Here is a 20,608-nt window from a genome sequence, read left to right as displayed (position 1 = left end):
CCCTGTCGGCCCTGTTGGGACTGTTGGGACTGGCCGCCTTCCGGTTACGTGGCTCCAGCGTCGGTCGCCCGGTGTCCTGGGCGCCCGGGGCCGTTGTCCTGTTCCGGTCCTGGTTTCGCCCGGCCCGGCCTGGGACGAGGTCCCGGTCCCGGCACGGTCGGCTCGGGGCGCGGTCCCGGGCACGGAGGCGTCCTGGCCGGCCGGGGCGGGGCCGAAGCGGCCGAAGCGGCCGGTGTGCGCGGCGTGGCCGAAGCGGCCGATGCGACCGGTGTGGCCGGCTCGGGCGGCGCGGGCGGCGGGGTCAGGGGGACGACCGCGCGGACACGGGTGCCGTGGCCCACCGGCGGCGGTCCCACCGTGCAGTCGCCGCCGAGTTCGCGGGCCCGTTCGGTCATGGTGGAGAGCCCGAGGGCGCCCGGCCGCACCGTGCCCGGCAGACCTCTGCCGTCGTCGGTGACCGTCAGGAGTGCCTGACCGGGCGAGACCGCGAGCGTGAGCGCGACCTCCGTGGCGTGCGCGTGCCGTACGGCGTTGCTGAGGGCCTCGGCGGCGAGCCGGTGCAGCGCCGTCTCGACCGCGGCGGGCAGCGGGGGAAGCGGCTCCGGGGCGACCGTGACCGCGACCCGGGGGCCGCCCGCCCCCGGGCCCAGCCGGGCCGCGAGCTCCCGAAGGGCCGGCCCGAGGCCCCGTTCGTCGAGGGCGGCGGGGCCGAGCCCCGAGGTGAGGCGCCGCACCTCGCCGATCGCCTCCTCCAGCGCGTGACGGGCGTGGGGCAGCGGCGCGGGGTCCCCGGCCGCCGGCCCCGACACCGCCTGGGCGGTGTCCAGCTGGAGGAGTACGGCGGCGAGCAGCGGCCCGAGCCCGTCGTGCATGTCCCGGCGCAGCCGGCGGCGCTCCTCCTCGCGCGCCATCACCAGATCGCGGCGTGCGGCCGTGACGTCCTCCAGCAGCCGCAGGGCCTCCACGGCCGGGGCCGCCTGGTCGGCCAGCAGTTGAAGGAGGTCCGCGTCCAGGGGATGCAGCTCCGCCTCCCCCGTGCGCGGTGCGACCAGCACCGCTCCGACGACGGATCCCAGGTGGCGCAGTGCGAACACGTGCGGGGCGGGGCCGGGGCCGGTCCCGGTGGCGGCCAGCCGCCGCAGCCCCGCCCTTGTCTCCACCTCCACCGCCGCTCCCGGGAAGCGCAGGCAGTCCGTCGCCGACCGGCACAGGGCCTCGGGCACCCCGCCGGGGTCCGGTGCCAGGCGCAGCCGGTCGGCGAGGGTGCGTACGGCTTCGTACGGCAGGGCCCGTACGCCGTGGAAGACGCGGTCCACGCGCCGCGCCGCCCAGCCCGCCAGCGGGCGCACCCCGCTGCCGATGGCCAGGGCGAGGGCGGCCAGGGCGAGCCCTCCGGGCGTGGCCGCGCCGGGCAGTACGGCGGAGACGGTGAAGGAGGCCGTCACCAGCCCGCCGGTGACGGCCGTGACGACCACGGCGGTGATCAGTAGCCGCCGTACGTTCCGGTCGGGTCGCCAGAGGCCGTCGTGGCTCGCGGCGTAGCCGATCGCCGTCAGCCAGGCGGCGGTCAGCGCGGCGAAGGTCGACGTCGAGGCCCACGGCGTCAGCCAGTCGTGCTCCATGGCGAACTCGGCCCAGAGCCAGATGACGTAAGCGGCGGTGAAGACAGCGGCACGGGAGCGGCGGGGTGCGGGGAACGCCCTGCGGGCCGCCAGCACCAGGACGTTGACGGCGCTGCCCGCCACCAGCAGCCATGGAGCGGCCCGCATGCAGGGCGTGAACCAGGCGCGCGCCCAGTGCCCCCACGCGGTCGGGTGCAGCGGGTTGGCCCGGCCCTGGACCTGTTCCTGCGCACCGGCGGCCACCGCGCCGATGAGCAGACAGGCGACGAGCAACGCGAACGCGTACGCCCGGACGGCTCGCCGGGGCAGCGGGGACAGGGGACGGCCGGGGCAGTGGAGCGGGATCGAGAGGAGCGCGTAGGCGTAGACGGTGGAGCCGAGCCACTGCACCAGGAGGGCGCCGAGCAGCAGCGCGTCCCGGGCCGGGAGCACGGCCACCAGCAGTCCGGTGAGGAGCGGAACCGTGGACCCGGTACCGCCCGCCATCAGGAGCCATCCGGCCGCCCTCGCCTCGCCGCGCACGACGAGCAGGAAGCCGAGGGCGGTGCCGGGCAGGCCGACGAGGAGCAGCGTGAGGCCGGTGGTGACGTCGGGCAGCCGGGCGACGCTGTCCGGCACGGCGGTGCCGGGGAAGACGGCGACCGCGAGGACGCACCAGCCCAGGAACGCGAGGAGCGCGGAGGTCAGGCAGAGCGCGGCGGCCAGGGTTTCGCGCTCCCGATGCGCCGTCCGGAGCCCTCGCGAGCCGCCGTTATCGCTCTCCGTATTCATGGGATGACAGTTAGCATCCGGTCGTGGATGAAGTCGGCGAACCGGGGAAACCCGCCCCTGTGCGGGTGGTGGTGGTCGACGACCACCCGCTCTTCCGCTCCGGCCTGCGGGCCGCGCTCGACAGCGGGGAGGGAGTGCGGGTCGTCGGTGAGGCCGGGGACGCGCACGATGTGGAGGCCCTGGTCGCCGGGGCCCGGCCGGACGTGGTGGTGATGGATCTGCATCTGCCGGGCGTCCCGGGCTGCGAGGCGGTGCGGCGGCTCACCGCGGCCTTCCCCGGGCTTCCGGTGCTGATGCTCACCATGTCCCAGGACGACGGCAGCCTGCTCGCCGCGCTACGGGCGGGGGCGCGGGGCTACCTGGTCAAGGGCGCGGGCCGGGACGCGGTGCTCAACGCCGTACGCGCGACGGCCGCCGGGGGCGCGGTGTTCGGGGCGGAGGTCGCCGAGCGGGTGACGTCCCTGCTGCTGGGCGAGGGGAGCGGCGGGGCGCGCCGGATGCCGTCGCCGGGCCCGCTGGCGACGCTGACCGAGCGCGAGCGGGAGGTGCTGGACCTGATGGCCCGAGGCGCGGACAACCGGCACATCGCCCGGACGCTGTGCCTCGCGGACAAGACGGTGCGCAACCATGTGTCCAGCGTCTTCGGCAAGTTGGCGGTGGAGCACCGTGCGCAGGCGGTGGTGGTGGCCAGGGACGCGGGGTGGGGCGAGGGGCAGCGGCGGACGGAGGGTTGAGGGAGAGGAGGGAGGGATCAGCGGGCGTAGTCCTTGAGCTCCTCGGTGTCCAGGGTGATGTCGACGGGGCCGGGGAGGGGGACGGCGTCGCCGTAGTCGTACGAGTGCTGCTGCCGGTAGCGGCCCTTGTCGGGCTCGCTGTGGACGATGAGGGTGCCGTGGTCGCGGTCGACGAGGAGGTAGACCGGGATGCCCGCTGCGGCGTACCCGTCACGCTTCTCCGTGCGATCTCGGCTGTCGGTGTCGTGGTCGTGCGACGTCACTTCGACGGTCATGAGGATGCGGTCGGGGTTCGACCACTCGCCGTCACCCGCGAACCGGCCCGCGCGGGCCAGAGTGCCGTCGGGGCGGGCGCGGCCGTTGCGGTATCCGCCGATCCGCAGCCCGCGTTCGCGGTACAGCCGCAGATCCGGCTGGTGCCGCATGCACTGCATCGCGACCCACATGATGATCTCGTCGTGGTCCCCGTCCGGCACGGGCTTGACCTCCAGCTTTCCGTTGATGAGCTCAAGCGTCACGGTCTCGGGGGACGTACGGGCGAGCTGCTCGAACTCCTCGACGGACAGCTGGGCGTGCGGTACGTGATCGGCGGTGCTGGGGGTCATGGCGTCGCCTCCTCCCCTCCATCGTGCCCCGTCGGATCTCTGGGCGAGCCGCACGGTCATCGGTATGTCCTCTCGGATCGGGGAATCAGACCCGCCCGGACCGCGTTCATCCGGTCCCGTACGCCGGGCGGCTGCACGGCTCCCGGCGGGCCGACCGGCGGTTGCGGGGACGGCCCCCGGCACGGCCGGCAGAGGCCCCCGAGCAGCGCTTCGGGCGCGCCTGGGGCCCCGCACTCGCCGCACTCCAGGGTGCGCAGGACCGTACGGGGGCCCGGCAGAACCCGCTCGGGCGGCAGCTTGTCGCGCAGGCGGCGTTCGACGAGGCGGGCGGCGCAGTGGACGGGCGACGGCAGCCCGACGGTGAGCGCGTGCAGCAGCTCCGCCTCCGTGGCACCCCGCGCGAACCACTCGCTGACCTGCGGTTCCAGATGGACGCAGTCGGCTGCGGACAGCGTCAGCGCGGGGGCGGTCCGGCCGAGCGCCGCCAGCAGGATGAACGCCCGCGAACGGGTCGGCCGCCGGGGCTCGTCCGGCGGGGCGTCACCCCGGGTGTAGGCGTTCCACCAGTCGTCCTCGCGTGCGGTGCGGGAGAAGAAGGTGCGGGTCACCCAGAGCATGACGTCGTCGGTGATCACGCACTCGCTGCCGCGCCGCAGGTGTCCCTCGTCCTGGAGCCGGTTGAGGGTCGTGCCCAGGGCGCACTGGCCGTACGGCAGGTGCTTGGCCAGGGTCTTCACGGAGATGTCGGAGCCGTCGGGCAGCCGGTCGATGTAGGCGGCGACGGCGGCGTCGCGGGGGCGGAGGTGAGCGAAGTCCCGGTCGGTGCGGGGGCGTTCGCCGGGGGCGGAGCGCTTGCCGTAGCCGGGGTTGGCCAGGGGGTGGGAGGTCGCGGAGGTGCTCGTGGGCGGGGTCTCGCGCGGGGCGCGGTGGGCATCACTAAACTGGCTGGCAGCCATGGGGATCGTTTTCTTTCGGAGTTGGGTCGATCTTCGGTGGTCAGACCCCTGTCGGTGTTGGAGCACCGGCGGGGGTCGACTTTTTGGTCCAGGTCCTCCGCACGCTAGAGCCTGGCGACCGTGTGTCGCAACTCGATCACAAATTGTCAACTTCGTAGCCAGGGTGGGTGGGTGGGACAACTGACCCATCCACCCCATCCTTGTTAAGAGGGCTCGGAGCTCACGGCTTGAGCTTCGGGAGGTCGAAGCGGAACGGGGGGCGGTATGAAGGACACAGAGGGCGCAGGTGCGGGTGTGGGTGCGCATGCGGGTGCGGGTGCGGGTGCGGGTGCCGAGCTGACGGGCCGGTTCGTCGCGGAGGTCGACTGGGCGAAGGTGGTCGACCCCTCCATCCCCAAGCCGGACGGGCAGTACGGGCCGGACCTGCTGGAGCGGCTCTGGTCCCCCGATCTGCGAACGGCCGACAACGCCCACGCCACCCTTCACTTCACGTGCTCCGGCGACGGCGGTTCGGTGCGGCCCGCGGCGCCCGAGGTGCTTCCGTTCCTCGTCGAGGCCGTCCGGGACCCGGCCGTGAACGTGCGTCCGCAGATCCTGGAGACGCTCGTCGTTCTCGCCCGAGCCGGGAACGCCGCCCGCGCCGCGGAACTCGGCCTGGGGCACGGCGGGCGGTGGCGCACCGCACCAGCCGCCTGGCCCGCCGCCTGGGATCGGGCGGTCGACGCGCTGCTGCCGCTCCTCGCCGACGACGTGGAAGGCGACGAGGACATCCGGGTCGGAGTGGCCGCCCTACTCGCACGGGCCATCCACCGGGCGGACGACCTCGTCGACCGCTTCCTGGCCCGGTTCGAGGACGAGCCCGATCTGTCGGTGGCGGAGCAACTCGTGCTGACCGTGGGCGAGCTTGTCCCTCACGCGGTGGAGCGGCGCGAGGACGCCGTCGCGTGGCTGCGGGAGCGGACGACCGACGCCGGGAAGGGCGAGGAGCCCGACATGGACGACGACGTCGAGGCGTGGCTCGCCTGGATGGAACAGCACGGGCACGATGTCCGGCCGGCCGCGATCGTCGCGCTGCGCCGCGCCCTCCAACCGCGTTGACGCGGTGAAGCTGTGACGCGGTGCCGCTGTGACGACTGTCACCCTCGATTCCTCCTGGGTAGTGTCGACCGGATGACCTGCGGCGGGCGTATACCCGGTGAGGCGAAAGATCCGGGAGCAACTTTTGACCGTCGAGGAGTTCGAAGAGTTTTACGCCCGGGCGGTCGCCCGTCTCACGGGCCAGCTGTACGTGATGACCGGCGACCTCCAGGAGGCGCAGGACGTCGTGCAGGAGGCGTTCGTCAAGGCGTGGGTCCGGCGCGGCCGGCTGGACCGCGACGGCGGCCCCGAGGCGTGGATCCGTACGGTCGCCTGGCGGCTGGCGGTGAGCCGTTGGCGGTTCCGGCGGCGTTCGGCGGACGCCTGGAGCCGGGGGAGCGGCGCGCCCGGACACGTGGAGCCGCCGGACCCGGGCCATGTGGTCCTGGTCGACGCGCTGCGGGAGCTGCCCCCGCAGCAGCGGCGGACGCTGACCCTGCACTACCTGTGCGACCTCACGGTCGAGCAGATCGCCGGGGAGACCGGGCTCTCCGGCAGCACGATCAAGACGCATCTGGTTCGCGGACGGGCGGCGCTCGCCCACCGTCTGCGGGACCCCCGCATCGAGGAGGCCCCTGATGTCTGACCCGCGGGACCCGTTGCGGTCCCTGTTCCGGGAGGCCGGTGAGTTCGGGCGGACCCGCTCCGACGCGGACGACGCGTCGAGCATCACGCAACGCGGAATGCGCGCGCAGCGACGCAGGATGGCCCTGGTGGCGGTCGGAGTGTGCCTGGTCGTCGTCGGCGGGGGCGGAGCGGTCGCGGTGGGCCTGCTGCCGGTCCGTCCGCAACCGGTCCTCCCGGCCACGGTCCCGTCGCCCAGCTACCCGTCGCCCGTACCGTCGGACCCGCTGCGGACGCAGCCGCCGTCCCTGCCGCCGACGCCGGCCACCACGCTGCCGGAGGGCCGGTCCACCGGGCCGGGCAGAGCGCCCACGAGTACCGGCACGGGCACGGGCACGGGTACGGGTACGAGTACGGGCAGGGAGACGACCGCGAGCACGACGCGGCTGTCGCCGACGTCCACACCGTCGGCGACGACCGATGGGACGACGTCGATGCCCTGACACCGACCGACACCGACTGGCACCGACGGACACCGACTGGCACCGACTAATGCCGCGCCGCCGTCGTACCCGAGTCGGCCCGAGCCCCCACGCCTTCCTTCCTCTCTCCCATCCCGCCCCGGCGACCTCACCGGGCGATCCCTTACGCCTCGACGTATCCGCGTATCCGCGAGGCACGCCCGAAAGGCGCCTCAGTTGTCCACGCTCTCTCCCGGGCTGCGGCCTCCCGCCGGCCACCCCGTACCACCCGAGCCCCGGACGCCCTCGCGCTCCGGGCGCCGGATCGCCGAACCGGCCGAGCCCCCGGCGGGGCGGCTCCGCCGGGCGGCGGCCCGCCTGACCCCGGACGACCGGGCGGTGCTGTGGCTCTACCTCCTGACCCGAATATCCCTGTGGATCACGGCCTACTTCGCCCGCTGGCTGTTCCCCGCCCGCCCCGGCACGCGAGAGGCGGCGCCCGTACTCGCGTCCTTCCAGCGGTGGGACGCGAACCACTACCTCCACATAGCGCGCGACGGCTACTTCCCCGCCGACACGGGCCCGTGGACGAGCGGCTGGGACAACCGGGAGGCGTTCTTCCCCGGCTACCCCTTCCTGCTCCGGGCCGTGCACACGGTGGTGCCGGACTGGACGGCGGCCGGGCTGCTGATCTCGTTCGTCGCGGGGGCGGTGGCCGTACTGGCCCTGGCCCGTATCGCGCGGGCGTATCTGCCCGAGGACGCGGCGGGCCGCCGTACGGCTGTTCTCTTCCTGCTCTCGCCCTGCGCGGTGTTCCTGGCCGCCGGCTACACGGAGGCGCTGTTCCTCGCGTTCGCCCTGCCCGCCTGGCTCGCCGCCGTGCGGCACCGCTGGGCGCTCGCCGCCGTGCTGACGGCGCTGGCGACGACAGTGCGCGTCAGCGGCCTGTTCCTCGCCGCCGCCATCGCCCTGCTCTTCGTGCTGACCGCCCGGGAGAAGCGGGACCGGCGGAGCTGGCGAGCGGCGGGCTGGACGCTGCTTCCGGCGCTGCCCCCGGCCGCGTACAGCTGGTATCTGCATGCGCGGACCGGCGACTGGATGGCGTGGACGCACGCCCAGGAACGCGGGTGGCACCGGACGTTCCACACCCCGTGGGAGGCGTGGGCGAACACGTGGAGCGGGGCGTTCGGCCACACGCAGACGACCGGCTACGCGCTCATGTTCCAGGCGGAACTCCTGGCGATGCTGGTGGGGCTCGCGCTGGTGGCCGTGCTCCTGTATCGCCGCCGCTGGCCCGAGGCACTGTACGTGGCCCTCAGCCTCTGGGCCCTGGGCACCTCGTACTGGTACACGTCGATCCCGCGCGCGACGCTGCTGTGGTGGCCGCTGTGGATCGGCCTGGCGGCGCTGAGCCTGCGGAGGCCGTGGTTCAGGACGGCGTACCTGAGTGTGGCCGCGCCGGTGACGACGCTCGTCGCGCTGACGTTCCTGACGGGGAGGTGGGCGGGGTGAGCACGTCCGGCCTGCGGCACCCGTGCCGATGACGCGCCCCGGGGTGGGCCTCTGCGGCCCGCCGGGGCTCTATGCGGCCCGATGGGGCTCTACGCGGCGGGCCGGGGATCCTTGAGGATCTCCGTCAGCGCTGCGATGCTCTGTGTCCCGTAGCCGGCCTCCACCGCCCGCTCCAACAGCTCGTGGAACGGCTTGTGCCACTCCACGTCGAGCCCCGCCTCCTTCCCGAGCTCCGCATCGTGCGCTGCCCCGGCCACGAAGACGTTCACCGACGACAGCGGCTCGCTGTAGTCGCCGCTGTCGATCTCCCGGGCCAGCACGGGCAGCACCGAAGCGATCATCTGCAACCACTGTTCGCTGAACCGCACCATCGAAGCCGCCTCCAGGCCACGTGCCCGCAGCGCCGCCGCCCCCTGGAAGAAGCCGACGAGGGCGGGCAGCAGCGTGCCGCCCACCGCCATCTCGTACAGGGCGGCGAGGTCCGGGTCCGCACCGAGATACACGGTGTCCCCGCCCAGCACCCGCAGTACCGGCTCGTGCGTGGTGAAGACCGTGGCGTCGCCGCTGTAGTAGAGGAGCGTGTCCTCGGCGCCCACCGCCGGCGGTACGTTCTTGATCGCACCGCCGAGGTACCGTGCGCCGTGCCCTCGCGCCCACTCCGCCGTGCGGCGGGCGCCGGCCGGGGAACCGCTGTTGAGCGTCACGAGGTCCCGGCCCTCCAGCGCGGCGGCCGCCGGCCCCAGGGCCTCGATGGTGTCCTCGTACGTCGTCAGGCAGGTGATCACCAACGGGCCCGCCGCGACGGCCTCCGCCACGGTCTCCGGATGCGCGGCGCCCTTGGCGACGAGCGGGGCAGCCCGCGACGCGGTTCTGTTCCACACCGTGGTCGGGTGCCCCGCCGCCAGGAAGGCCGCCGCCAGTGCGCTGCCCATCGCGCCCAGGCCGATGACGGTCACGGGGGTCGGGCGCTGGTGCTGGTTCTGCTTCTGCTTCTCGTTCTGGCTCTCGTTATGCATGGGCATCTTCCGCTCCTGTAAGGGGAGTTGCGGGAAGCTCGGACGTCCCGGGCTTCGGTGATCTCCATGCTGTGGCGGCACGATAGATTGCACAAGTACCGACATTTTTGTTCGGTACCCACACTCTTGTCAGGGGAAGTGGGAGGGGCCGTGCGGAAGTACACCTGCGGATTCGACGCCGCCATCGCCGTCATGGGCGGAAAATGGAAAGGGCTGATCCTCTTCTGGCTCGGTGAGGAAGAGCGCTTGCGCTTCGGGGAGTTGCGGCGGACGGTCGCCGGGATCAGCGAGCGGATGCTGACGCTGCAACTGCGCGAGCTGGAGGCGGCCGGGCTCGTCCACCGAGAGGTGCACGAGCAGGTGCCGCCCAAGGTGGAGTACTCGCTGACCGACTTCGGCCGCTCACTGGTCGCCGCGCTGATGCCGCTCGGCGAGTGGGGCGAGGAGCACATGGAGCGCCTCGAAGACCTGCCGTGACCGGCCGCAGCAAGCGCGGCACCCGGGTCTCGGGCGCTCAGCCTTCGGGGTAGAAGACGAAGAGCGTGCAGCCCGACGTCGTCTGCGGGATGTGCCACGAGCCGGCGGGAGCGTGGATGAACGAGCCTGCGGGGTAGTCCCGTTGGCCGTCGTTGAAGACACCGGAGACCACGAAAACCTCTTCCGGCCCCGGTTCGTGCACGTCGATGCCCTCCCAGCACGTGTGCGGATCCATCTCCAGCAGCTGTGCCTTCGCGCCGTTCCCGCCGCTCCACAGGGGGCGCAGGCGAATGCCGGGGAAAAGCTCATGCGTGGGAGCGTCGTGCGCGGTGGACCAGACATAGCCGGGCAGCTGTCCGCTCGCCCGCATCGAAGTGTCTTCTGCCTGAGTCTTCTGTGCCGTTCGTGGCTTCTGCTTCGTCATGGGGCAAGCCTCGTCGACTGCCGACGCCCCGCCCAGTGTCTCGATTGACGTTCTCCGGTACTTTCCTGCCATGCACCGTGTAACGGCACTCGTCCACGCACCCCAATCGACCTTCGAACTCGCCTGTGCCGCCGAGGTGTTCGGCATCGCGCGACGCGAGCTGGCCACCCGTTACAGCTTCGGCGTATGCGCCGAGACCCCGGGCCCTGTCGCCACGCGCGCCGGATACGACATGCTCGTCACGGAGAGCCTTGACGCCCTGGACCGGGCGGCCACCGTCATCGTCCCTGGCTGGCTGCCCACCGACGAACCCCCGTCGCCCGCTGTCGTACGGGCTCTGCGCCGTGCGCACGAGCGGGGCGCACGCGTGGTCAGCATCTGCTCCGGCGCGTTCGCCCTGGCCCACGCCGGTCTGCTCGACGGCCGCTCGGCGACCACTCACTGGGCCCTGGCGGACGAGTTCGCCGCGCGGTTCCCGGCCGTCCGCCTCGACCCGGACGTACTGTACGTGGACCACGGCGACGTCGCCACGAGCGCGGGCGCCGGGGCCGGGATCGATCTGTGCCTGCACCTGGTACGGGCCGACCAGGGCGCCGAGTACGCCGCACACGTCTCCCGGAACATGGTCATGCCGCCCCACCGCGAAGGGGGGCAACTCCAGTACGCCGCGCCGCCCCACTCCTCCCAGGTCGACGGCTCGCTCGCGCCGCTGGTCGAGTGGGCGACGGGCCGCCTCGACGCACCGCTGGCCGTCGAGGACCTGGCCGCACAGGCCGGTTGCTCCACGCGCACCCTGGCCCGTCGCTTCACCGAGCAGCTCGGCACCAGCCCGGGACGGTGGCTGCTCGCACAGCGGGTCACCGCCGCCCGGGAGCTGTTGGAATCCTCCGATCTTCCGGTGGACACCGTCGCCCGCCGCGTCGGGCTCTCCTCGGCCACCAACCTCCGCAGACGTTTCCTCGACGCCCTGGGCACGACGCCGGGCGCCTACCGCCGGGCGTTCCGGGCAGAGCCGAGATGACGGCCTGCTGGGCGCAGCCGACTGGCCGCTGTTGTGGGTGGCCGGACCGGTGGCGACGCTCGTCGCGCTGACGTTCCTGACGAGGAGGCGGGCGGGGTGAGCGGCTGGACTCGGCGGACGAGGCAGGCTACGGCGTCTGTCCTTCGTCTCCACCGCCAGTGCTTCGGCCGTCGTCCAGGGCGTGCCGGCGCTCTGCGAGACGATCCAGCGACCACTGGGTCCATGGATGCCCGGCCCCCAGTACGCGCGCCCGTGCTTCCGCCACCAAGCCTGCCTGCTCTGCCGCCTCCTGGAACTGTCCGAGCTCGCCGAGTACGCGACTCAGCAGGGAACGGGCGGCGAGCGTCTTCGGATGTTCGATCCCATAGGTGTGCTCGGAGCCCGTGACCACGCCGCGGACGAGAGGAAGAGCCTGGGACTGGCGGCCGGCGGTGACGAGGGCGAAGCCGTGGTTCAGCTCGGCGTCCAGGGTGATGGGGTGCCCGGGACCGACCTCGCTGCGACAGTCCGCCACCAAGGCGGCTCCGGCGTCCGGATGTGTCTCAGGACCGGCAGTGAACTCCAGCAGGTACGTCCGCGCGATCAGCGTGGACGGGTGGGTCGGGCCGAGCAGGGCGGTGCGGCCCTCGACCGCGCGCCGCACCAGCGCCACCGCCTCGTCCTTCTGGTCGAGAACCCAGACGAGCACCGGTGACAGCCCCGCGCAGCTCTCCAGTGTCTCGACGGCGCTCGCACCGAACACGGCGGTGCAATCCGCCAGGGCGAGGCGATGGGCCGCCTCCGCCTCTTCATACCGCCCGAGCCGGTAGAGGGAACGGCCCGCGCGTTGGCGGATGGCGATCACCGCGGGGTGGCTCGCCTCCAGTACCTGCGTCCCGCGTGCCACCGCATCCTGCGCCACAGACAGGGCGGACGCGTAGTCCCCGGCTCGGTGGAGTGCGACCGCCAGTCGCAACGTGCATTCCAGTACGCGTGCCAGGGCCGCCGGCCCCACCCCCGCCCACTGGGTCGCCCGCCGCAGCAACGCCAGCGTGTGCGGTACGTACGGGGCGAGGGTCGGGTCCTCACGCGCCCACGGCCGCGACACGTCCGGAACGACCGCGCCGAGCAGCTCCGCGGCGGTCCTCACCAGCACGTCGTGCTGATCGGCCGGGGTGCTGCGGGCGATGCTGTCCAGCAGCACGCCGTGGGTTCGCAGACAGCGGGGCGGGCCGGGAGCCAGACGGGTGAGGGAGTGGTCGAGCAGGCCCCGGAGCGCCGACTCCACCCGCGCCCGGGGCACGACCGTATCGATGTCCGACCCTGTCAGCAGCTGGAGGGGCAGCGGGTCGTGGGACCAGCAGCTGAGCAGGCGGACCAGCATCGTGGCTTGCGGCAGCCCTTGAGCACGCAGAGCGTCCAGCGACAGTTCCCAGGTGGTGCTGGCGAGATGGCGGGAGGCGTCGCCGCCGCTGTATGCGGCCCCCTGATCAAGAAGCTCGATGTGGTCCACCTCGTTGCCGCGGTCGAGGGCCTGTCCGTACTCCGCCATGCTCCAGGGACTGATCACCTGATGTGCCAGAAAGCCGCCCGCGAGGGTGAGCGCCAGTGGCAGCCGGCCCAGCCGATCGGCGATCTCGGCCGCCTCCTCCGCGGTGCCCCTTTCCGGCGCCAGATCGCACAGCACTTGAGCCGCGTCCTCGCGCGGCAGTACCCCGACGTGATGAAGGGTCGCACCGGGCCACCAATGGGCGGCGACCTGGCGGGTGGTGACCAGAGTGATGCCGCGCGGACTGGTGCGCAGCCAGTTGCCTTCGCGCAGGATGGCCGGGGCGTCGGCGTTGTCGATCACCAGTAACCACGGCTGGTCGGAGCGGTCCAGCCTCTCCCACACCAGGTCCGCAGCCGCACGCAGCCCGTTGCGGGCAGCGGCGAGCTCGCCTTCGCCCGCACCTCGGTCGGCGGCGACGGCGAGCATTCCCGCGCGCAGTGAGGCCAGGTCGGGAGCGTTGACCCACAGGCCGACGCGGTCGCCTTCGCCGGTCGCGATACGAAAGGCCTCCGAGGCGACGGCGGTCTTGCCGCATCCGCCCAGGCCGTGAAGTACGTAGACCTGCTCCGCTCCGCCGTCCTCCAGGGCCGACCGCAGTTGTGTCATCAGCTCCAGCCGGTCGCGCAGGACGACCGGTGCGCGCCCTACCGCCGGTCGCCGCACGGAGTCGGGAGCGGGCCCGGGCGGGAACGCCCGTTGTCCATGGTGGTGGTGCTCGGTGATGTGCTGGTCACCGGCGCTCTGGAAGACGCGGCCGTTGCCCTCCGCCCGACCCTCGGTCGATCCGTTCACCGTTCGGTGATGTGCTGGTCCCGGCCGGCCTGGTAGACCCTGGAGTGCCCGGCGGCTGTGGCGCGTTGGGAGACGGTCGTGGAGGGCGCTGCCCCACCGGGGGCGAGCTCGTCGAGCAGCCCTCGGAGCTCCACCGCGATCTGAGGTCGGTCGATCAGCAAACGCCGGATCCGGCCCTGCCACTCGGCCGCCAGTTCGTCCTCGACGGTGGCGTCCGCTGCCAGATCCTCCCGGGTGTTGTCGAGTTCGGCGGCCACCGCGTCAGCGCGCTCGGGCCGGGCCCGCCGCCAGAGGGTGACGAAGCCGTCCCTGGTGTGCTCCCAAGCGTCGGTCGCCATCAGACCGACGAGCGTCACGCTCGCGCTCTGCGCGAGCGTGACCAGCTCCGGGTTCATGACGCAGGCTCCTTCCGTTGCGGTCGGCGTTGGCGTGCGCGCGGTCAGCGGACGGTGGGCGGGGCGAGCGGGGCGATCTCCCGCTCGAAGAACTCCGGGAACCCCTCGCCCATCGCGTACAGGGCCTCGAACTCCCGGGTCGTCCGGCTGATCTGGCCGGGGTCGGTGAAGCGACGGGCCCCCGCCCCCTGCAGTTCGTCGTCGTAGATCACGGCGTACATCACCGAATGCCCGAGGACGATGACCTCGGGCAGGGGCGCCTCCCGTTCCAGGTCGGAGATCTTCCGGGCGTCCAGCACGCGGATCTCCTCGCCCAGCTCCGATCTGAGCCGGAAGACGTTCATCTCCCACTGCAGATAGGGAGACACCGGGAACTCCACGACACGAACCCTGCGGAAGACGAGGCCGCGTTGGGAGGTATCCCGGAAGTAGGCGGCAATCGCATCCCGCTCGTTCTCGATCAGCCGGAGGGCCCCGGCCCAGTCCCCGGAGGCGAAGGCGTCCCAGCTGGGAGAGCCTTGCTCCTTGAACGTCTGGCCGCGCTCGATCTTGGCGAGCAGGTTGATGTCGCCCTGGTGGACCCGACTGAACTCGGCGAGGTAGTCGGCTCGTGTGAGGATTTCGCCGGCACCGCTGCGGAAGCATTCAAACATCAGGGATGTCCGCCTTCGCCGCGACGAGCATTCTGCGGGGGATGACCACGAGCCGCTCATCGGGGCCGATGGAGACCCCATCGGGCAGGCGCGTCCCCAGGGAGCCGGTGAGATCGCGTCCGATCACGGCGATGTCGCCGTTGTCCAGCTCCCAGATATCCGGGCATTCGGGTCCGGTGCTGGTGGCGCGCAGCTCCAGGGCCGACTTTCCGAGGCGTCTCTTGAAGCCGGTTTCAGGATCGGCTTCCCAGGGTCTGACCACGCTGCCGACCTCCCCTCCTGGGTGGTCCAACTTACCAGTGACGCCCAGGCCAACAACGGTGTCACGTCGGCTATTTGGCCAGTACGGGTGCGCTGTGAAGTACTGGAGTTCGATCGAGGGAAGGGTGTTTACCCCGGTGTTTGATAGAGCCGGTCCAACTCCAGCTCCGCGACCGGTGGGAGCGAGTGGTTCAAGGGCGTCGCCCGGAAGGATTCCAGCAGGTAGCCGACCAGTCGGCGGGACGCTGCGGCGGCCTCCGGGCCTGTCCCGTTCACCACGCCGCTGTTGGCCAGCAGTACCAGCACCACGTCGGAGACGTCGAAGTCCGGGCGCAGCGCTCCCGCCTCCTGTGCCCGCCGCACCAGCAGCGCGAGCCCTTCCTCCGCCCGGTCGCGCTCCCCGGCGTAGGCCGTCTCGCCCGGGAAGCGGGACAGGAACGCGTGGGTGAAGCCCCGGTCGGCGGCCTGCATCGCGCATACCTTCCGGAGCACCGTGCAGAAGCCGCGCCACGGGTCCGGGTCCTCCAGTGCCTCGTCCAGTACGCCCGCGCACTCGGCGAGCTGCTCGGCGAACGCCTCGGTGATCAGCAGGCCCCGGCTGGGGAAGCGCCGGTAGAGGGTGGCGACACCTACTCCCGCCCGCCGCGCGATCGCGCTGATCGGCACGTCGATGCCGTGCAGCGCGAACGCTTCGCGGGCGGCCCGCAGGATGCGTTCCCGGTTCTCCCGGGCGTCCGCCCGGAGGGCGTCGGTGGCAGGGCCCGAACCGGTCGGTGGCGGGTTGTGAGAAGGCTGAGCCAGCATGTCTCTCACTTTAGGGTAAATGGAGGGGGTCTTCCGTTTAGCCGCCTACCGTGGAACGCGAGGAAGGCGAAGAGGACGTACGACACACCGACGGAACAGGACAGGAACCTCCATCGTGAACGACATGCGCGCTGCGCTCTACGACAGCTATGGACCGCCCGAGGTCCTCTACGAGGGCCGGGTGCCGGTGCCGGTACGCGGGCCGGGCGAGGTGCTGGTCCGGGTCCACGCGGCGAGCGTCAACGGCGGCGAGCTGCACGGCCGTGCCGGGAAGATCCGCCTGGTCACCGGCCGCCGCTTCCCGCAGCGGGCCGGCCTCGACTTCGCCGGCGAGGTCGCCGAAGTGGACGCGTCGGTCACCGGTCTGCGAGCTGGAGACCGGGTGTGGGGCCTCCTGGGGCGCACCTTCGGCAGCGCGGCCGAGTACGTCTCGGTCCGCCCGCGCCAGATCGCGTACGCCCCCGAGAACGTCACCCTGACCGAGTCCGTCTCGCTCGTGGCCGGCGGCACCACTTCCCTCACCGCCCTGCGCGACAAAGCCCGTCTACGGGCGGGTGAACGCCTCCTCGTGCGCGGGGCCTCCGGCGGCGTGGGCAGCGTCGCCGTACAGCTCGGCAAGGCCCTCGGCGCGCACGTCACCGGCCTCGCGAGCGCGAAGAACCTCGGCTTCGTCCGTGACCTGGGCGCGGACGAGGCCGTGGACCACCGGGCGACTCCCCTGGCCGGCCTGGACCGTTTCGACGTCGTCCTGGACACGGTCGGCACCGAACACCGCGCGCTGCAGCAGCGGTTGGCGAGCGGCGGTCGGCTGGTGTCCATCGCGTTCGACATCGATCGTCCGGTCCGGAGCATCGGCTATATCGCAGGCTCGGCCGTTCAAGGCCGCCGGCGGGTCCGCTTCTTCAGCGGCAATCCGAAGCACGACCTGCTCGCCGAGCTGGCCGGGTACGTGGAACGAGGGGACCTGCGCCCCGTCGTCGACACGGTCCACCCGCTGGCGGACATCGCCGCCGCCCACCGCGCACTGGAGGCGGGTGGGGTGCGGGGCAAGCACGTGATTCACCTGACGTGAAGGACGCCACCGGCCTTTTCGCGAAGGGGGCCGGTAGGACGAGGGCGGATCACCGTGCGGGGGAGGCGGCTCGTTCCGGCGGTTGATGGCACACGGCTCTGCCGGTGCGATGTTCGGTCCATGGAGGCCGAAGCAGTAGCGGAGACAGGGGCCGAGGCGCGTACGAGGGCGCTCCGGCGCGCGGGGTGGCAGCGGTGGCGGTGCCGGGTGGACCGGGCCACGACCGTATGGGCGGTGGCGTACGCGGGCTTCGGCCTGGTGTGCGCGCTGGGGGGAACGCCACTGTTCTCCATGGGCGACACTCCGGCCTCCCCGGCGCTGAGCTGGGCGGTCGTGGTGGTGGGGATGCTGGCCGCGGCGGCCTCCGGCGCGGTGACGCGGTACGGGGTGCGGCCGGGCCTGCGCGCACTGCTGTGGGTGACCTGCGTACTGGCCGGGATCGCCGCGTTCGGCCTGCTGATGGACGTCATCACGCTGATGTTCGGCCAGGGGGTGGACAGTGCGCCGGCCGCCGCGAACCACGCCCTGGCGGCGACCGGGTGCCTGCTGCTCGCGACCACTGCCCGGGCCGCCGGCGGCCCTGGCGCCGCGACCGTAGCGGTCGAGGCCGAGCCACCGGCCCCGTCCGCTGCCACCCGGCCGGTGCAACTCGCCGCCTGCGCGGGCACGGTGGCCTTCCTGCCCTACGTGGCCATGAAGCTCGTATGGGTGTCCGGCGGCACCTTCGCCGGCAACACCGGCGAGCAGATGCTCGCGATCTCCGAGCACAACGGAGCCTCGGGGATCTGGCTCACCCTGGAGTCCTGGGGCCTGGACGGCACCGTGCTGCTGGCCGCGCTCGGCGTCTTCCTGCTGTGGGGTCTGGTCCGGCCATGGGGCCAGGTCTACCCGCGCTGGACACCGTGGCTGCGCGGCAGGCGCGTCCCCCGCAGGCTCCCTCTCGTCCCGGCCCTGGTGGGCGCCGCCACCCTGGCCCCGTACGGGGTGCTCGGCGCCGGCTACCTGGCTCTGGCCACCGCCGACGTGGTCACGGTGCGCCAGGGCGACTTCTCCTCGCCCGGCGACGCGCTGCTGGTCGGCTGGATCGGCATGGTCGCGTTCGGCGTCTACGGATGCGCCCTGGTCGCCGCCACCCGCTCGTACTGGGCCCGCACCCGCCCCGTCCCCGTCGCGACGGAGCGCGACAGGCCCGCCCCGGCCTCGGGGTGCGCTGTGCGGACCAGGACGGCCACACCGGAGGTATGAACGGCCTCACCGGAAGTATGAGACGGATCACGGCCGTACATGGCGCGGACCAGGCGGAGACCGGTGGTTAGATTGTTGGGCTCGGCCCCGTGGTCGAGGTGGTCGGACCCCGCCTTCCGGTGTCCGGTCCGAGGCTTGAAACCTCCGGCGCTCATCTGGACAGAACCCCGGAGGTTTCTTCATGTCTGTCCCCCTGCCCTCCCAGCCCTCCGCCCCCGATCCCCGCCGATGGTGGGCGCTCGCGGTGATCGCCCTGACACAGCTGGTGGTCGTGCTCGACGCGACCATCGTCAACGTGGCCCTGCCCCAGGCCCAGCTCGAACTGGAGCTGAGCGACACCGAGCGGCAGTGGGTCATCACCGCCTACGTCCTGGCGTTCGGCGCGCTGCTGCTGCTCGGCGGACGCGTCGCCGACTACTGGGGGCGCAAGCGCAGCTACATGGTCGGGATGCTCGGGTTCGGCGCAGCCTCCGTCTGGGGCGGTCTCGCGCAGAGCGGGACCGAGCTGATCGCGGCGCGCGGCCTCCAGGGCGCCTTCGCGGCGCTGCTGGCCCCCGCCGCGCTCGCTCTGCTGACGGTCACGTTCCCGGCCGGGCGCGAGCGCGGAACGGCGTTCGCGGTCTTCGGCACCGTCGCCGGCACCGGTGCCGCGGTGGGCCTGGCGCTGGGCGGCGTCCTGACCGAGTACGCCGACTGGCGGTGGTGCCTGCTGGTCAACATCGTCTTCGCCGTCGTCGGCCTGATCGGCGCGCTGCTGTTCGTCTCCGAGAGCCGGGTCGAGGGCGACAACCGGTACGACATCTGGGGCACCCTCGCCGTCACCCTCGGCCTGGCCGCCCTGGTCTACGGGTTCACCCTGGCCGAGTCCGGATGGACCGAGCCGGACACCATCGGCTTCCTCGCCGCCGGCCTGGTGCTGCTCGTGGTGTTCGTGTGGATCGAGTCCCGCGTCGCGCAGCCGCTGCTGCCGCTGCGGGTCGTGCGTGACCGCGCCCGGGCCGGAGCGTTCCTCATCCAGGCGGCCATCGGCGCCGTCTACATCGGGATGACTCTCTACCTGATGTTCCACCTCCAGATCGTGCTCGGGCTCTCCCCGCTGCTCGCCGGACTCGCGAGCCTCGCGATGACCTTCGCGACGATGATCACCGCGCCCGTGGCCGCCAGGCTGCTGCCCACCCGGGGGCCGCGTGTCCTGATGACCGGTGGGCCGCTGATCGCCGCGGCCGGGATGGTGTGGCTGACCTTCGTCACGGCCGACGGGAGCTACTGGACGGAGGTGTTCGGCGGCCTCGTGGTCGTGGGCATCGGGATCGCGTTCGTGATCATCCCGGTACAGAACGTCGCGCTCGCCGGCGTCGGCCACCACGACGCGGGCGCGGCATCGGCCCTGGTCAACTCCGCCATGCAGATCGGCGGATGCGTGGGTCTCTCGGTGTTCACCACGATCTACCTCGGCGCCGTCGAACGGTCCGCCGCGGCCGGCTCCGGCCGGGGAGCCGCCCTCACCGAGGGCTATTCCGCGGTGTTCCTCGCCACCGCCGTCACCCTGGTGGTCGCGGCGATCGTCGCGGCGACCATGCTCCGCGGCCCGCGCCCCTCGGTCACCCCGCAGCAGCTCGCCGAGGTGCCGGTCCACGCCGGCTGATCGCCGGCCCCGTCCCTGCCCCAGTCCCCGTCGCCGCCCCCCTGCCCCGTCCCCGTTGCTGTCGCGGGGGCGGGGCAGGGGCGGGGCTGGTGCTGGTGCTGCCATGGGTGCTGACACTGTCGTGCCGGAGCAGTCCGAGGGTGGGGGGGGGCCGGGCTCCCTTCACCCCGGCGGTGTTCGGTCGGTACCGTCCGGCCGCCGTGACGAGCTGGACCCGCTGCCCCACGCGTCAGCGGCCACGATCAGGCACACGGCCACCAGGACCACGTTCTTGACGACGTACTGCCCTTCCATGGTCGGCGCGGGGGAGTGGGGCTGCCACATCGCGTCGGGCAGGAGGACGAGCGTCGAGAACACGCCGCCCATGTGGAGGAAGAACGCGACGAGGGCAGGGCGCAGCAGGCGGCCCCCGGCGATCAGACCGATCCCGATGGCCGTCTCCACTGCCGCGAGGGAGAGCAGCAGCACTGTCTCCGGTACGAGGCCCAGGGTCATCTTCGTGGCCGCGTCGACGGCCAGTTGCTCGGCGGGGCTGGCCGAGGGGAACAGCTTCAGGACGCCGAAGCCGAGGAAGACGATCCCGACGGTCACCCTCAACAGGACGACGGCGCGCGCGTTGACGTGGTCGGCCAGCCGTTGAAGGGCTGCTCGGGCTCCGGTGGTCGCCGGGCGTTCGCGGGCGAACCGGGGCCGGTGGGACAGAGGTTCAGGTGCGCTGCCGGGCGGGGGAAGGCTCGGCTCGGCGGTGTGGCTCCTCATGTGCGATCTCCCGCTGTGTCCGTGGGGGTGGGAAAGCGTGCATGGGCGGTCCGCGCGGGTGCGCGGGCGCCTGTGGGGCGTTTGCGGGAAGCGTCGGCTCTTGTCGCTTCGGCGCACGGGGTGTCGGGCCTCTCGCTGTGCCCTGGGGTTC

21 protein-coding genes are annotated in these 20,608 nt (G+C 72.5%); 10 read left to right on the top strand and 11 right to left on the bottom strand.

Going from position 1 to position 20,608, the window contains the following annotated elements:
• Positions 1 to 44: 44 nt before the first annotated feature.
• Positions 45 to 2,393, bottom strand: a complete 2,349-nt coding sequence (locus N7925_RS15575) for a sensor histidine kinase (RefSeq protein ID WP_274344183.1) — start codon at positions 2,391 to 2,393, stop codon at positions 45 to 47.
• A gap of 23 nt (positions 2,394 to 2,416) precedes the next feature.
• Here N7925_RS15575 and N7925_RS15570 point away from each other — a divergent pair, with 23 nt between their 5' ends.
• Positions 2,417 to 3,127 (top strand): response regulator transcription factor, encoded by a 711-nt coding sequence (locus tag N7925_RS15570; RefSeq protein ID WP_274344182.1) that lies wholly within the window; start codon positions 2,417 to 2,419, stop codon positions 3,125 to 3,127.
• A gap of 17 nt (positions 3,128 to 3,144) precedes the next feature.
• On the opposite strand, the gene N7925_RS15565 is transcribed toward N7925_RS15570, so the two are convergent.
• On the bottom strand, positions 3,145 to 3,732 hold the full coding sequence (locus N7925_RS15565) for a Uma2 family endonuclease (protein ID WP_265600209.1): 588 nt from the start codon (positions 3,730 to 3,732) through the stop codon (positions 3,145 to 3,147).
• 56 nt (positions 3,733 to 3,788) lie between these two features.
• Positions 3,789 to 4,607 carry a hypothetical protein gene (locus tag N7925_RS15560; RefSeq protein WP_274346480.1) on the bottom strand — a complete coding sequence of 273 codons (819 nt, stop codon included), beginning with the start codon at positions 4,605 to 4,607 and terminating at the stop codon, positions 3,789 to 3,791.
• A gap of 375 nt (positions 4,608 to 4,982) precedes the next feature.
• Here N7925_RS15560 and N7925_RS15555 point away from each other — a divergent pair, with 375 nt between their 5' ends.
• From N7925_RS15555 to N7925_RS15540, 4 genes are all read left to right on the top strand, one after another.
• Positions 4,983 to 5,786 carry a hypothetical protein gene (locus tag N7925_RS15555; protein WP_274344181.1) on the top strand — a complete coding sequence of 268 codons (804 nt, stop codon included), beginning with the start codon at positions 4,983 to 4,985 and terminating at the stop codon, positions 5,784 to 5,786.
• A 124-nt stretch (positions 5,787 to 5,910) separates the two neighbouring features.
• Positions 5,911 to 6,411 carry a SigE family RNA polymerase sigma factor gene (locus N7925_RS15550; protein WP_265600207.1) on the top strand — a complete coding sequence of 167 codons (501 nt, stop codon included), beginning with the start codon at positions 5,911 to 5,913 and terminating at the stop codon, positions 6,409 to 6,411.
• Positions 6,404 to 6,892, top strand: a complete 489-nt coding sequence (locus N7925_RS15545) for a hypothetical protein (RefSeq protein ID WP_274344180.1) — start codon at positions 6,404 to 6,406, stop codon at positions 6,890 to 6,892. Before N7925_RS15550 ends, N7925_RS15545 begins: the two co-directional genes overlap by 8 nt.
• A gap of 195 nt (positions 6,893 to 7,087) precedes the next feature.
• Entirely contained in the window at positions 7,088 to 8,362 is a 1,275-nt protein-coding gene (locus N7925_RS15540) for a mannosyltransferase family protein (RefSeq protein WP_274344179.1), read from the top strand.
• Between the two features lie 89 nt (positions 8,363 to 8,451).
• Here N7925_RS15540 and N7925_RS15535 read toward each other — a convergent pair whose 3' ends face one another.
• Positions 8,452 to 9,384, bottom strand: a complete 933-nt coding sequence (locus N7925_RS15535; protein WP_274344178.1) for an NAD(P)-dependent oxidoreductase — start codon at positions 9,382 to 9,384, stop codon at positions 8,452 to 8,454.
• Positions 9,385 to 9,528: 144 nt separating this feature from the next.
• Between N7925_RS15535 and N7925_RS15530 the strand changes: the two genes are divergently transcribed.
• Positions 9,529 to 9,855, top strand: coding sequence for a winged helix-turn-helix transcriptional regulator (locus tag N7925_RS15530; RefSeq protein ID WP_274344177.1), 327 nt, complete (start codon positions 9,529 to 9,531; stop codon positions 9,853 to 9,855).
• 37 nt (positions 9,856 to 9,892) lie between these two features.
• On the opposite strand, the gene N7925_RS15525 is transcribed toward N7925_RS15530, so the two are convergent.
• The gene (locus tag N7925_RS15525) at positions 9,893 to 10,225 is read right to left on the bottom strand and encodes a cupin domain-containing protein (RefSeq protein WP_274346479.1); all 333 of its coding nucleotides are present in this window, start codon (positions 10,223 to 10,225) and stop codon (positions 9,893 to 9,895) included.
• A gap of 124 nt (positions 10,226 to 10,349) precedes the next feature.
• Between N7925_RS15525 and N7925_RS15520 the strand changes: the two genes are divergently transcribed.
• Positions 10,350 to 11,300, top strand: a complete 951-nt coding sequence (locus tag N7925_RS15520) for a GlxA family transcriptional regulator (protein ID WP_274344176.1) — start codon at positions 10,350 to 10,352, stop codon at positions 11,298 to 11,300.
• A gap of 127 nt (positions 11,301 to 11,427) precedes the next feature.
• On the opposite strand, the gene N7925_RS15515 is transcribed toward N7925_RS15520, so the two are convergent.
• The 5 genes from N7925_RS15515 to N7925_RS15495 form a co-directional block, all read right to left on the bottom strand.
• Positions 11,428 to 13,623: a tetratricopeptide repeat protein gene (locus N7925_RS15515; RefSeq protein ID WP_265600203.1), complete on the bottom strand. Its 2,196-nt coding sequence runs from the start codon at positions 13,621 to 13,623 to the stop codon at positions 11,428 to 11,430.
• Positions 13,620 to 14,018, bottom strand: a complete 399-nt coding sequence (locus tag N7925_RS15510) for a hypothetical protein (protein WP_265600202.1) — start codon at positions 14,016 to 14,018, stop codon at positions 13,620 to 13,622. The genes N7925_RS15515 and N7925_RS15510 overlap by 4 nt, the downstream gene beginning before the upstream one ends.
• Before the next feature lie 44 nt (positions 14,019 to 14,062).
• Positions 14,063 to 14,671 carry a DUF6879 family protein gene (locus N7925_RS15505; protein WP_274344175.1) on the bottom strand — a complete coding sequence of 203 codons (609 nt, stop codon included), beginning with the start codon at positions 14,669 to 14,671 and terminating at the stop codon, positions 14,063 to 14,065.
• Positions 14,664 to 14,933, bottom strand: coding sequence for a hypothetical protein (locus N7925_RS15500; protein ID WP_265600200.1), 270 nt, complete (start codon positions 14,931 to 14,933; stop codon positions 14,664 to 14,666). Before N7925_RS15500 ends, N7925_RS15505 begins: the two co-directional genes overlap by 8 nt.
• Before the next feature lie 128 nt (positions 14,934 to 15,061).
• On the bottom strand, positions 15,062 to 15,736 hold the full coding sequence (locus tag N7925_RS15495; protein WP_274344174.1) for a TetR/AcrR family transcriptional regulator: 675 nt from the start codon (positions 15,734 to 15,736) through the stop codon (positions 15,062 to 15,064).
• A gap of 115 nt (positions 15,737 to 15,851) precedes the next feature.
• Between N7925_RS15495 and N7925_RS15490 the strand changes: the two genes are divergently transcribed.
• The 3 genes from N7925_RS15490 to N7925_RS15480 all read left to right on the top strand — a co-directional run bounded on the left by N7925_RS15490 (position 15,852) and on the right by N7925_RS15480 (position 19,698).
• Positions 15,852 to 16,808 carry an NAD(P)-dependent alcohol dehydrogenase gene (locus N7925_RS15490; RefSeq protein ID WP_274344173.1) on the top strand — a complete coding sequence of 319 codons (957 nt, stop codon included), beginning with the start codon at positions 15,852 to 15,854 and terminating at the stop codon, positions 16,806 to 16,808.
• A gap of 120 nt (positions 16,809 to 16,928) precedes the next feature.
• A complete protein-coding gene (locus tag N7925_RS15485) occupies positions 16,929 to 18,053 on the top strand; it encodes a hypothetical protein (RefSeq protein ID WP_274344172.1) in 1,125 nt (374 codons plus the stop codon).
• A gap of 181 nt (positions 18,054 to 18,234) precedes the next feature.
• Positions 18,235 to 19,698 carry an MFS transporter gene (locus N7925_RS15480; RefSeq protein ID WP_274344171.1) on the top strand — a complete coding sequence of 488 codons (1,464 nt, stop codon included), beginning with the start codon at positions 18,235 to 18,237 and terminating at the stop codon, positions 19,696 to 19,698.
• A 162-nt stretch (positions 19,699 to 19,860) separates the two neighbouring features.
• Here N7925_RS15480 and N7925_RS15475 read toward each other — a convergent pair whose 3' ends face one another.
• Positions 19,861 to 20,457: a DUF417 family protein gene (locus tag N7925_RS15475; protein ID WP_265600195.1), complete on the bottom strand. Its 597-nt coding sequence runs from the start codon at positions 20,455 to 20,457 to the stop codon at positions 19,861 to 19,863.
• Between the last annotated feature and the right edge of the window lie 151 nt (positions 20,458 to 20,608).

Origin of the sequence: Streptomyces sp. CA-278952 (assembly GCF_028747205.1) — a bacterium.
Classification (GTDB): Bacteria; Actinomycetota; Actinomycetes; order Streptomycetales; family Streptomycetaceae; genus Streptomyces.
This window is presented reverse-complemented; position numbering and strand designations above follow the sequence as displayed.